This window comes from Chamaesiphon sp. OTE_20_metabat_361, assembly GCF_031364565.1.
Map to the genome: position 1 here is coordinate 1 of NZ_JANLWO010000585.1, position 12,709 is coordinate 12,709.

The window sequence follows — 12,709 nt, forward strand, 5'->3', positions numbered from 1 at the left end:
GTAAGGGGTAAAGGGTAAAAGGTAAGAGGTAAAAAGTAAGAGGTAAAAAGTAAGAGGTAAAATTCGACGTTACTAATTTAACGCATAATTATTCGTTCGTTAACTCCCCGTCTCCCCGTCTCCCCGTCTCCCCCGCATCCGCCTTAGAATGAGATCGATCGCTATTGTGAAACTGTGAAAAAACGGGTTACTCTTACATTCCCTAAACGAGTGGTTCAGATGCCAGTTGCCTATCGGCTGGCAAAAGACTTTAATATTGCGGCGAATATTCTGCGCGCACAGGTTGCACCCAACCAGATTGGGAAACTAGTAGTAGAATTAGCTGGAGATATCGACGAACTCGACGCTGCGATCGATTGGATGCGATCGCAAGGTATCCAAGTTTCGACAGCAAATAAGGAAATCTATGTCGATGAGGAGATCTGTGTCGATTGTGGATTGTGTACGGGTGTATGTCCGACGGAAGCTCTCAATCTCGAACCCGAGACTTTCAAGCTCAACTTTACCCGATCGCGGTGTATCGTTTGCGAGCAGTGTATTCCTACCTGTCCGGTGGGCGCAATTTCCACTAATCTCTAGGGTTGCTAGCTGTGATTATTTGACTGCGGTGGGGTGGCTCGATCGTCTTTGTTAGATCGCTAAATCGGTTTATGATATGAGTAAAGAGTGTTAAGACTTATTGACGATTTTGATTATTACGACCGATCTAGGCAATGAAGGGGCGATCGCGACAAGCTGGAATGCCCTCCAGCCAATTTGGCAAGGGGGAGCTGAAGTGGTGCGATCTGGTTTGCCACATCAGCAGCTACCGCCAGCATGGCAGATTTTATTGCTCGGTGACGGTTCGCCGACGCGACACTTGCAACTATTGACAGGCGAACCAACCGAAGTAGACGTAATCGATATGTCGGCAATCGGCATGGATGACGATCGTGCCCCCAGTTCGTTGCAGGCAGTTCCAGGGCCGCGAGTCCGCCGTCAAGTCTGGCTGCGAACTGCATCGGGGCAAAGGCTGGCTTATGCGACTTCCTGGTGGGAAGCCAGACATGTGGATGAGTATCTAGAAAATAAATCTTTGCCAATTTGGGCGAGTTTAGCCAAGCTTCGCACGGAATTGTACCGGGATGTCCAAGGGATCTATTATGGCGACTCGCCAGTGCTAGCGCAGGCTTTCGGGGAGGCTGGGCCATTTTGGGGTCGTCACTATCTCTTCTGGCACCACGGACAACCATTGACGCTCATTTACGAGGTATTTTCACCCTATCTTCAGCAGTATTTAGGAAAGCTCGATCGCGATAAGGTTTGAGTATCAAATCGGGAAATGTCATGCCCTCAGTCGGATCGATCTTTACAATGTATCTGGATCGATACCCAATTCTCGCAGCTTGGCATCCCGTTTACTTTTCTCGCTCTCCAATTGCTGCTTATCAGCCTCCAATTGCTGCTTATCAGCCTCCAATTGCTGTTTATCGGTAAGCAAGAGATCGCGTTCTGTGGCAACATTATCGAAAGTTTCAAAGACTCGTCCGTCGGGATGCGTAATCTGGAGATCGTCCCCAATTAACCGAAAACTAATCCCCAGACGTGGACTAGTCCAATCGTTTATCGATTCAATTCGTTCGAGTATCGTCTCCCCTGGAGAATCGAGAAAAAAGTCATCACTGTGCTGATAGCCTTTGAGAATCGATCGATCTGGATCGTAGATATAGTATTCTTCTACGCCACACCGCGCGTATATTTGCAACTTCCGCTCCATTTCGCCTTCAGTATTACCTGGAGAGAGAATTTCAAATACTACCTGCGGCGCAAGATCGTCTTCTAGCCATTGTTTGTAAGATCCCCTGTCGCCTTTGGGTCTACCAAAGACTACCATCACATCAGGAGCCACGCGGTATTTGGGATTACCTTCGACGGGGTACCACAATAAATCTCCTGCCACAAATACCCGCTCATCATCACGAAACAACCAATCTAGGTTGGTTTTGATGACAGTAATCCACTGGAATTGCTTGGTATTATCTGCCATCGGCTGTCCGTCGCTGTCTGGGTAGACGATCTGGTTAGTAGCTAGCATCTAAAGTTATGCTCTTGATTTATTTCCATTCTACTTGAGGAACTAGTACAAGGATCTGTAGGTTGGGTAGAGCAGGGCGAAACCCAACGCACCCAACTAGGGCGTGTCATCAATTAGGTAAACTTAGGTAAAGTAACAGAGTAGTAAGGCGATGACAACCAGAAGGTATGCTCTGCGAGATGACCAGTGGGAGCGAATTAAAGACATCCTACCAGGACGAGATGGTTCTGTGGGTGTCACAGCAAAAGATAATCGATTGTTTATCGAAGCAGTGCTATATCGATATCGCTCTGGCAGCGCGTGGAGAGACTTACCCGCTCGATTTGGAGATTTTCGAGTGGTACACACCAGGTTGAGTCGATGGGCAAAAACAGGTATATGGGAGCAAGTATTTCAACATTTGGCAGCCGAGGCTGATAATGAATATGCCATGATTGATGCAACAATTGTCCGCGCACACCAACACAGTGCGGGGGCAAAAAAAGGGGGGAGCCAAACGACGAAGCAATTGGTCGAAGTAAAGGAGGTTTGAGTACTAAAATTCATGCAACTACTGACGCACTTGGTAATCCATTGAGTTTTCATTTGACACGCCCGACAAGCCTGTGACTTAGATGGAGCGGATCTACTACTACCTAAATTGGCTGCTGACATCATACTGGCAGACAAAGGGTATGATGCAGACAAACGTGTGATTGAGCTATTGCAATCTCAGGATAAAACTGCCGTGATTCCACCCAAATGCAATCGAATTAAACCTCGTGAGTATGACAAAGATTTGGATAAAGCTAGACATCTAATTGAAAACTTTTTTGCCAAGCTCAAGCAGTATCGAGCTATTGCTACTCGTTATGATAAGCGCGCTGTCAACTTTCTGGGTGCTATTTATCTTGCCACTTCTGTCATCTGGCTCAATTGATGACACGCCCTAGCACGATTCGATAATCGTAAGCCGAGCCGATTGCCATTAAATTCGATAGATAATGTAGTTGAACTTCTTGATATGACTTATTACCTGCTTCTTCAAAGACTTTGGGTTGAAGTTTCAGCAGCAGACTACCGACGTATCGACGATCGACTTTGATGCGATCGCGGTTGGAAGAGGGAACGGCAGACGGATAGCGCATCATTACGCTAGTTGGATGCAGTCGCGTCCGCACGTTTTCGCCGATTGTCCCCTTTTGCAGATTGAATTCGATGATTTGTGGAGCTGGCTCTGGTGCGAGTTCTTCTACACGATCGTTAAAGCGATTAAGTTCTTTCCAGCAGTGCTGCCAAACTTCCTCACCAGATAGGGGTGTAGCTTTGAGTTGAAGTTTATCTCTAAATAAATTAGACCACTCAAAAAAGCCCTGCTCGTAGGCATTTAGGAGAATCGCATCGATCGTTTGTTGGCGAACTTCCTCGATCGAACCTGACAGCCTTTGATACCATAGGGTACTGAATTTGATGATTTTCTCGATTAACTTTTGCTCTCGCGCTCCTAAGTTAGGGGTAAAAGTGCCCATCAAAAATACTTGGTGAGGGCGGCGTTGACCGCTAGTGTCGAGATTCTGTAAAATTAGCATTTCTTCAGCAATTAATGGCTGAGATTGAGGCGATGCCGTTTCAAATTGAGCTATTAATTCATTCAGGCGGTCGGTGCGATCTGAGAATGATTGAAATTCAACGCGCAACTTTTCGCCTATCGGTAATTCGTGCCCTAGAGATGCGATCGAGTTAACGATCGATTTAGCTGCCACTTCGCCAAAATCATCATGAATGCCTGGGCATTCCCAAATAAATCGCAATTTGTATTCTGGAAAGTCTAGTTTATCGCTGGCGTTCATTAATAAAGCACCAACTTGAGTGCCATTTGGCAAGGTATAGTTGATGATACTTTGCAAATGTGTTGAGGTTTCCAAAGGGTAGAGCACCTTCTTTTTTTGGCTCAAGCCTTTATGCTTTATCTTTCTTAGTTCTCGCTTTGGCTTTTGAGATTTACTAATTTCCTTATTTTTCATAAATTGCAAATAAAATAAAGGATTTAAACCAGATGACAACCTAACGCTGAGATTAATTTATAGTCGTTGCTTTTTTCTAATTAAACGGGCTATCGATCGAGGAGTTAAATCTGAAAGTGGCGATCGATAATTCAGACATCCTCTGGTGTAATTTTTTGGTTCCCTGTTTCTTGCTAGGACATCAGCCATTCCATCCTTGAGAGAGAGTATGGCCGTGAAAAATAAAGTGACAAAAATAGCTGTAACGATGTTACCCGGAACTTTCAAATATCCTAGAAATAGACAAAAAACCACGATTAATGCCAAAACGATTGCGACATCGCGAGGAATGCCCATCATCTTCGCTCTGCGTCTCAATGCTCTATTGACTTCGATTTGCGTTTTTCTTTCCATATGACTAGGTGAAAACCGTTACAGCTATTAGATACTTAATTGAATTAAGCACCAGTAAATATAAAGTTGATAATTCTATCTGTCGCAATGACGAGAATTACCAGGACGATGATATTTAACATCGGTTTAACTATCCCAGAAAAGTTTTCTCGATCGTATTCCTGATATTCCAGATAAGCTTGCCAGATGACAATACCACCGACCATCAGTAGTACAGCCCAGGGAATTAGATTGACAATGGCAGTAAACAGAGTCGTAAATAGTGGGCCTGCGACTGGAAATCCAGCCATGATTGTGGTAATCTTGGTAGTCGATACTGTTACAAAAGCATCGTAGATTGGCGCAGCATTAGCTTTAGGAGCTAAGTTCCATCCCCAAATAATTGGAGAGAAACAGGAAATTAAGGCATATTGTATATATTTCCAAGAAATTTTACTTCTAGGTTTGCTTAGTGAAGTGGCGTAGCTCATGGTGACACTCTATGTTTTCATTAATATAAGTTTTGACTCGATTTATTTAAGTAACTACCGATCGAACGACGAACGGTTTAGACACAAAAAACCAGAATCTAAGTTTTTCTTTAACTACCGTCGATCGAAGATTCAGTTGAGAGGCGATCGAACAATAACAGCCCTATGTTAAGTAAAATCAACTTAACTTGATTAGTTGGTTAGGTTAGATTCATCCTCTCTTTTATCCGCATGAGATTATAGACGATTGCCAAAAATAATCAAGAGTAAATCCAACAGTGAACAAAATTTTACGATCGACAAAAAAATGGAGTAGTTATTCAACTAAATTGCTGAATAACTACTCCATTCACGGTGTAAGCATTCGCAATCGATCCTTACGCTTGGTTTAACTGAAATACCAGAAAACTAGGACTTATAAATAAGGGGGCAGCGGGTTGTTAAAACTGGAGGGGATGTAATACAAGCCGCGATCGACACCCATACTGCGACTGCGCGATCGCTTATTTTCCACAGGAACTAACCTAGCAACCGCGATACCTCGGTTGGAGATGACGATCTCTTCCCCTAGCTCTACACGGGACAATAATTTGGAAAACTGGGATTTAGCGTTATAGATCGTATATGTATTCATCACGATTGCAAGAAATTAGATTTCAAGCTTATTATAGAACAAAAATACTAGTACTTTGTCAAAAGACAAGAAAATGTCTTGAGGATCACAGGTATGAAGGGCATACATTATCTGGGTAACGGTTCGATCTACGCCACTGAGCATTACCACGATTGTACTATTGGTTGCTAGTAAATCTGCGGGTGTGACTCCATACAGGGATAGATTTATCGATCGGGTACAGTGCCAGCCAGGATAAATTAAATTAGCACAGCTATACAATCAGCCCTATCTACTTTTTAGCCTGCTTGTACCCCATCAGTTAAATTGAGCTTAGATCGATCGCTGGTCGTAACCGATTATCTCCGTATGCTACGCTAACGATATCTCGAATCGGCGGCGCACCAAACATTCGAGCATATTCACGGCTGAACTGGGAAGGACTTTCATACCCCACTCTGTCGGCAGCATTTGCCGCAGTAGATCGTTCGACCAGCATCAGGCGACGTGCCTCTATGAGTTTCAATTGCTTCTGATAGCGCAATGGACTCATCGATGTCACTTGTTTGAAATGGTAATGGAATGAGGAAGGAGACATCCTAGCTAGATCGGCCAGATCTTCAATTCGCAGTGGCTTGGTAAAATTAGTCTTAATATGTTGAATCGCCTGAGCGATGCGCTGCATATTACTACCCGCTGTTGCAATCTGCCGAACGGCTTCGCATTGTTCGCCCATTAAGAGGCGATAGTAGATTTCCTGGATAATCATCGGAGCCAGCATCGGGATATCCTGCGGCGTGTCCAATAGCTTTGTCAATCTCAGCGCGCACTCAAGTAATGACATATCGGCAGTGCTGACAAAAAAGCCTCTGACTGAAGTTTCTTTTTTACCAGCGATGATGCTGGTTTGGGCGGTAATAATTTCACCGAGTTGGTGCGGATCGAGATCTAGTCTAAATCCTAAATATGGTTGGGTGGAGGTTGCCTCGGTAATAAAGCCGCTAATCGGTAAATCGATCGAGAGAATCAAGTATTGAGCTGCCCCATAATAATAAGTCTCCTCGCCCAGCAATGCGGCTTTTTTGCCCTGAACGACAATCGCCAGCATCGGTGTACTGACTGCGGCTAGAGTACTGGCAACAGAAGATTCTCGTCCAAATTGCAACTTCTCGATCCTCGTCTGATAAAAACCATCACCATGACTTGCTGTGTGGCGAGTTATCAGTGATGCTAGTTCTTGGCACTGACTAGCTATTTGTTCGTTTGCGAAGTCGCTGGGAACGAGAATTGTCATCTTAATTTTTCGACTGATTCGATCGGCTGGTGACAGTTATTATAGAATATTTCGACCCAGCGTTAAAGATTAAATTTGGAGGATTAGGCAATAAGTAGAGAGTTTTGTGTATTTCAAACTCATGCTCTTGTTTATAAGATAAGTACATTCACCAAAAATACTCAAAGTATAAGGCAATGACTAACAACAGCTCAAAAATTGCAATAGTAACCGGAGCTAGTCGAGGACTGGGCAAAAGTACTGCTTTGAATCTTGCTAAAAAAGGGGTCGATGTTATCGTTACCTATCACACCAACGCAGCGGAAGCAGCTAAAGTCGTAGCTGAAATTGAATCTTTGGGAGCCAACGCGATCGCACTGCAACTCGATACTGCAAATACGAAAACCTTCGATGATTTTGCGGGACAGGTTAAGCAAGCTCTCCAAGCAAAATGGCAAACCGATCGCTTTGACTTCCTAGTTAATAACGCTGGGACTGGCATAGGTGCGTCTTTTGCAGATATGACAGAAGCAGATTTTGACCACTTGATGAATATCCATCTCAAGGGTGTTTTCTTTCTCACGCAGAAACTGCTGCCGCTGATTAATGATGGCGGACGGATTGTCAATCTTTCTACTGGTTTAACGCGGATTATCTTGCCTGGGTATGCTGCTTATGCCAGCATGAAAGGTGCGATCGAGACTTTAACCAAATATATGGCAAAAGAATTGGGAGAGCGAAAGATTGCGGTAAATGTGGTGGCTCCAGGCGCGATCGAAACCGACTTCGGTGGCGGTGCGGTGCGGGACAATCCAGACATTAATCAATATTTTGCTTCAATTACTGCCTTGGGTCGTGTTGGTCTGCCTGATGATATTGGTGGGGCGATCGCGTCACTATTATCTGAAGATAACAAATGGGTGAATGCCCAGCGGATTGAAGTTTCTGGTGGTCAATCGATCTAAAGCGATCGCTAATTCAGTGTCGGATTAGGCATCTAGAGTGGAGAGACAAGTATGACATTCAGACAGATTGCCGATCGAATCATCAGAATCTGCTAATTATCGATCGGATTCTGTTACAACTCGATCGGGAGTAACTAGTAAGCTGAAGTATAGATAGCTTCGATTCGAGCAAACACTCGATCGACAAAGGTATTTGTAAGTCAGTTAGTAGTGGAGTTAAATCGAGATATGAGGTTTGACGAACTTCCGGCAATAGGGCAAGTACAGCAATGCGCCAGCAACAGTGACGACATTGAACATCTCTATCGCCCGACTCTCTATCCTGCACTCGATCCTGCGCGCCCGAAAGTCGATCGGACCCTAGCCACAACAGCTACCGCTGGCGGTAGTAACGCTCAAATTGTGGCAGTACAATCTTTTCGCGGTGGTACGGGCAAGTCAACTCTGGTTAGCAATCTCGCGGTGTTGATGGCGCAGCAGGGTAAACGAGTGGGAATTATCGATACAGATTTACAATCGCCAGGGATGCAGATGTTATTGGGGCTGGAGCAAAAGTCGATCGATCTCACCCTCAATGACTATCTCTGGCATCGTTGCGCTCTTAATCAAGCCGCTTACGATCTGAGCGATCTGTTACTAGCACAGGCGGATCTGAGTACCCCTGGTGCGCTTTATCTGATCCCTGCGAGTGTCAAAGCCAACGATCTGACAATTTTGCAGAAAGGTTATAGCCAAGCGCGGCTACTGGAAGGCTTTACAGAGATTACTCACGATCTGCAACTGGATTTTTTATTTGTCGATACCCACTCTGGCATCAATCCCGCCACCCTCAAAACGATCGCCGCTTGCAGTTCATTAGTAGTATTGTTGCGTCCAGACGATCGAGACGATCCCGGTACAATCGCGCTTGTCGAATTATTCCGCGAGTTGTCAGTCGATCGCATGTTGCTAGTGGCGAACAAAGCCTTGCCTAAATTGGATGTCGAGACTTACACACAGCAGCTAGAAACGTCCTACGATCTGCCTGTTGCGGCAGTCTTGCCATTCTCAGTCAAAATGATGCAATTAGCCAGTAACCAGGTGTTCTCGCTGCGTTATCCCGATCATCCGTTGACCCAAGCCATCGCTCAAATTAGCGATCTGATTGTTTGTGGCGATTTTAGTCCGCAAATCGGCAACACTACCAGAAATTTCAAGGATTGTTATGTAACCAAAGTTGCTACCTACAACCCAAGCGGTTAGAAACCGCTCCTCAGAATGCAAAGTCCGCCTACGCGGACTAATAGACTAGTCCGCGCAGGCGGACTTTGCAACATTAGCCACGATTTCAATCGTAGGCGTTCTATAGGTAGCAACTCACGTTATGAATATTTGGTTAGTAATTTGCAAGCATTTAATTCCAGAATCGATCGCGTTATTAATACTATGCTGGATCGATATCGACTATCCTAGTCCAATTTTATTGCTTACTTATGCTGTTCTATTGAGAATTGTCTGGAATATTGCAATTATTACGCATGGGTTAGGACACGTTCTGATTACCGCTATTGTCGATCGAGATCCCACATTTATCAATCGGGCTAACCTGCTCGAACATCAGACTATAGCTGATATATTCAGCTCGCTAATTCCTTTTACACCAATATTTTCACCTTTAAGTGCAGATGCCGACTATCCTTGGGTAGCAGTTGGTAAAACAACGCCGCTGGCAATCCGAATTAAGGCAGGAGGCGGGATTTTATTTAATATTATGGCGGTGGGATTAGTCTCGATCGTACCGATGCCTGATGATTTATTTAGAATAGATCTCAATCTCTGCGAGTCGATCGATCGGTTGGTAATTCCAGCCTTGATTGGTGCCAATGCGATCGCGATTTTTAGTTCGCGCTCCGACCTGGTGGCGATGATGACAGGTGAGGCGACTTGCTTTAACTGTGGTAACTTTGGGTTTGTCGGGAAACGGTTGGCAAATGACGATCGCGAGCTATTACCAGCTAGAGTCGTGGCGATTTTTCAGGCAATGGGGCATGAGACGGAAATTCGGGGCGAGCAAGCTGGTGGTGGTGTGGTGTTTGCTCGCGATCCGACGGATCGGGTCGTATTTGTCGGTAAAAAAATCATTAATCGCAAGCGACAGAATTTAACTCGATCGCTAGAAACGGCTTTTGCAACCGTCAGAGAGCGGGCGCGGCGATCTGGTGCCCAAGCGGTGGATAAGGCGATCGTGGGAATTTGGCACTATCGTTATGCCACCAGCAGCCCGCCAGCGATTTTGGAGACTCATTGGCATGAGTGGATGCCAGCGAGATCTGCCGATGTGTGGCGGGTGGATCGGGGGCAATGGGTCAAAGATCGTCAGACGGTGAACCACCGGATTACCCATAATGGCGACTTTGATGCCTGGATGCTATTTGGTGAAGAAATCGCAAATACCGAGCTGGGTTTATGGCTCGAACGCGTCTTGCATACGCCCAATTCCACCCTGGGCGACTCGCCCAAAATTGCGGGGATGATGGATTTATTAATTACTCAAGGGATGTGGGCGGCTTCGTTGCGGCTGGCATATCAACTAGCGGTTGCGAAATCGCTCTCAGCCGCGTTTGGGGGCAAAATTCCCACGAAAACAGCCCCGAATACTGCGCCGTCTGAGTTAGAAATTAGCGGTTGGGCAGAGATCGTTGAAGAAATCTTTTGCCACCATCAGGCAGTGTTGCTGCGTCCCGATGCCCAGTCGATGTTGGAGTTGTCCCAGTCCCATGTCAATCGACTCGAACGGGAGATCATTCAGGCTTTCAGTCAGCATCATACGATCGGGTGTTGGACTGAATTGGCGCGGGCGGCGTTTGTGAAGACGGCGGTAAATGCCTTCTTTTACAACAATCCCTACCAGGCGGCGAAATTATTCATGTCGCGAGCCACAGGTACCTTTGGGTTGGTGACAGCTTCGACGCTTTGTGCGGATAGTGTGGTGCTGAGTGCGTGGGGACAACCGATCGCTACGGGATTTAATGTCGCAGAAGAATACATGGTTTATGCCTCCGAACCCGCTGCTGTCGATGCGGTGTTGGCGCAGGTTCCGCGCTCCTATCGCTTAGATTTGGAGCAAAAAGGGGGTGAAATTGCCTGGGTAGGTGTCGATCGAATTGCAATTTATGACATCCAAGCCGATCGGGAATTAGTCGGTGCGGAATTAGCGCAGCGATGGATTCCACTCCAGCACAATGATTATATTTTACCGCCAGCCGCAAGTGCTCCAGATCCGGTGGCTCATGACATTGGGGAAATTCCCCAGGTGATTAAAGCGATCGCCGCATCCTGGCAAGATCCAGCTTCCTTCAATCGTCAAAGCGCGGATTATTTAGCCGAATTACTGATCGAACGAGCGAGGCTGTGGGATCGCCGTCAGCAGGCAACCAGTAACAACAAGCCCGATTCAGTGGTAGACGATCGCACTCTCGATTTATTGATTACAGGGGTGGAAAATAGCCTGTGGTTGGGCGAAAGATTTGCCCAAGATCTGAAATCGATCTACCCAGGATTAAGGGTCGAAACCTTATCCGCCAACCACGTATTATGGAAATTGCAATCTGACTCGGATAGTTTACATTTAGGTAAAACTTCGATCGTGCTAGCGATCAGTCAATCTGGACAGACATTTCCCACACTACAAGCCACGCAGATATTCGAGCAGTTACGCCGCCAATCCGAGATCGGCGAACTGTTTGTGATGACAGGCGAAGTCTGTAGCTTGATGGGGAGTGCGATCGAGCAATATTATTATCCTGCGGCTAGTTTTACCCGCCGCATTTTTATTAATGGTAGCGGTCGGCGCACAGCGGAACCCACCACCGTGGCTGTAGTAGCCGCTCAAACCACGTTAACTGAATTATTACTATATTTGACCAAACGACTCCAACAGGGCTTTCCCGCTCGTCAGAAGGCATTTGGGATGACCTTAACCACTGCTAATCTCACCAGTCTCGAACGGATCAGGGATGATTTTGTCGATCGGCGGGTCGGATCGATCGTGGGTACGATTGAATCTGCTACTCATCGTCAGCTCGTGCGAGTCGGTCGCCAATGGGCGTTACACATCACCGAAATGCCGATCGCCTGGGGGATTCAGGCTATTTATGTGCTGGTAAGCGTCGGGTTACAAGCTCCATTAGTGCAAACAATCTGTCGAGCCATCTTTGGATTGGCTAATTTAGCGGTACCAGGCTGGTTGCTACCCGCGCTGACGTTAGCGGATATTGGGATTTACATTTTTGGTTCCTGGCTGTGGACGTTGGGTTTGCGATATTTCCAAGGGAGATCTTTATTCGCCCGCATGGGCAAGCGGACGTTAGTCATTGGCGATGTGCCGTGGGTGCATCAATTATTAACTGCCTATGTCAGTAAGTTATTTTCGCTCAGTTATGGGATTACCTCCTTAGAGGTGCATGGTGCGAACCCCCAAGATCAGATGCTGCACCTGTTCGGACACCGGATCGTCAGAGGCACGTTAGTATTTTTAGGTATCCCCGATGGACGCGGCGATCGATCGCAACAAGAGCGCGAAAGTGCGGCGATGATGACTGGGAAACAAGCCAACGGGGTACGCCATCTGACCGCAGGTGCCGAAATTATTGCCCTGGGGCAAAATCAGTCGATCGAGCAACAAGGCTTTGCAGCGGCGATTATTTTGCCCGATGCTGCAACCGATCTAGCTAGCAACACCAAATTACTCGCAGAATTACGCGAAGCTCGATTTGGTGCGTTGGAGCGGTTGGTTGCTAGTTATGTTTTCTTCTGGGCGTTATCAAAGCGAGTAGCTTCCTTTCCCTTGCTCCGGTATCAACATTGGAAATCCCAGAGCCGCGCTCGAATTATGACTACCGCCGCTCCAGTTGCCCGCATGACAACGACCTCCACCAGC

The 12,709-nt window shown here is 46.4% G+C and carries 10 protein-coding genes and 1 pseudogene; 6 read left to right on the forward strand and 5 right to left on the reverse strand.

What is annotated here, in order from left to right:
• The first annotated feature begins 174 nt into the window (after positions 1-174).
• Both RMO35_RS16880 and RMO35_RS16885 read left to right on the forward strand, forming a co-directional pair.
• Positions 175-579 carry an NIL domain-containing protein gene (locus tag RMO35_RS16880; protein ID WP_309742482.1) on the forward strand — a complete coding sequence of 135 codons (405 nt, stop codon included), beginning with the start codon at positions 175-177 and terminating at the stop codon, positions 577-579.
• A 109-nt stretch (positions 580-688) separates the two neighbouring features.
• On the forward strand, positions 689-1,306 hold the full coding sequence (locus RMO35_RS16885; protein WP_396135691.1) for a chorismate lyase: 618 nt from the start codon (positions 689-691) through the stop codon (positions 1,304-1,306).
• A 42-nt stretch (positions 1,307-1,348) separates the two neighbouring features.
• Here the strand turns inward: RMO35_RS16885 and RMO35_RS16890 are convergent, their stop codons facing one another.
• Complete coding sequence (locus RMO35_RS16890) at positions 1,349-2,074, reverse strand: Uma2 family endonuclease (protein WP_309742484.1); 726 nt, start codon at positions 2,072-2,074, stop codon at positions 1,349-1,351.
• Between the two features lie 151 nt (positions 2,075-2,225).
• Between RMO35_RS16890 and RMO35_RS16895 the strand changes: the two are divergent.
• A pseudogene (locus RMO35_RS16895) lies at positions 2,226-2,993 on the forward strand (IS5 family transposase).
• Here the strand turns inward: RMO35_RS16895 and RMO35_RS16900 are convergent.
• The 4 genes from RMO35_RS16900 to RMO35_RS16920 all read right to left on the reverse strand — a co-directional run bounded on the left by RMO35_RS16900 (position 2,986) and on the right by RMO35_RS16920 (position 6,847).
• Positions 2,986-4,077 (reverse strand): hypothetical protein, encoded by a 1,092-nt coding sequence (locus RMO35_RS16900; RefSeq protein ID WP_309742485.1) that lies wholly within the window; start codon positions 4,075-4,077, stop codon positions 2,986-2,988. The pseudogene RMO35_RS16895 and the gene RMO35_RS16900 sit on opposite strands and share 8 nt — an antisense overlap.
• Before the next feature lie 437 nt (positions 4,078-4,514).
• Entirely contained in the window at positions 4,515-4,940 is a 426-nt protein-coding gene (locus RMO35_RS16910; RefSeq protein ID WP_309742487.1) for a hypothetical protein, read from the reverse strand.
• Between the two features lie 415 nt (positions 4,941-5,355).
• On the reverse strand, positions 5,356-5,574 hold the full coding sequence (locus RMO35_RS16915; RefSeq protein WP_309742488.1) for a type II toxin-antitoxin system Phd/YefM family antitoxin: 219 nt from the start codon (positions 5,572-5,574) through the stop codon (positions 5,356-5,358).
• Positions 5,575-5,875: 301 nt separating this feature from the next.
• The gene (locus tag RMO35_RS16920; RefSeq protein WP_309742489.1) at positions 5,876-6,847 is read right to left on the reverse strand and encodes an AraC family transcriptional regulator; all 972 of its coding nucleotides are present in this window, start codon (positions 6,845-6,847) and stop codon (positions 5,876-5,878) included.
• A 176-nt stretch (positions 6,848-7,023) separates the two neighbouring features.
• Here RMO35_RS16920 and RMO35_RS16925 point away from each other — a divergent pair, with 176 nt between their 5' ends.
• From RMO35_RS16925 to RMO35_RS16935, 3 genes are all read left to right on the forward strand, one after another.
• Complete coding sequence (locus RMO35_RS16925) at positions 7,024-7,791, forward strand: SDR family oxidoreductase (RefSeq protein WP_309742490.1); 768 nt, start codon at positions 7,024-7,026, stop codon at positions 7,789-7,791.
• 210 nt (positions 7,792-8,001) lie between these two features.
• Positions 8,002-9,033 (forward strand): MinD/ParA family protein, encoded by a 1,032-nt coding sequence (locus RMO35_RS16930; protein WP_309742491.1) that lies wholly within the window; start codon positions 8,002-8,004, stop codon positions 9,031-9,033.
• Positions 9,034-9,154: 121 nt separating this feature from the next.
• The coding region (locus RMO35_RS16935; protein WP_309742492.1) for a hypothetical protein at positions 9,155-12,709 on the forward strand (3,555 nt) is incomplete at its 3' end.

Coding starts and splice junctions, on each gene's coding strand:
- RMO35_RS16915 (WP_309742488.1), bottom strand. CDS start 5,574: ATGAATACATATACGATCTATAACGCTAAATCCCAGTTTTCCAAATTA.
- RMO35_RS16925 (WP_309742490.1), top strand. CDS start 7,024: ATGACTAACAACAGCTCAAAAATTGCAATAGTAACCGGAGCTAGTCGA.
- RMO35_RS16910 (WP_309742487.1), bottom strand. CDS start 4,940: ATGAGCTACGCCACTTCACTAAGCAAACCTAGAAGTAAAATTTCTTGG.
- RMO35_RS16900 (WP_309742485.1), bottom strand. CDS start 4,077: ATGAAAAATAAGGAAATTAGTAAATCTCAAAAGCCAAAGCGAGAACTA.
- RMO35_RS16890 (WP_309742484.1), bottom strand. CDS start 2,074: ATGCTAGCTACTAACCAGATCGTCTACCCAGACAGCGACGGACAGCCG.
- RMO35_RS16920 (WP_309742489.1), bottom strand. CDS start 6,847: ATGACAATTCTCGTTCCCAGCGACTTCGCAAACGAACAAATAGCTAGT.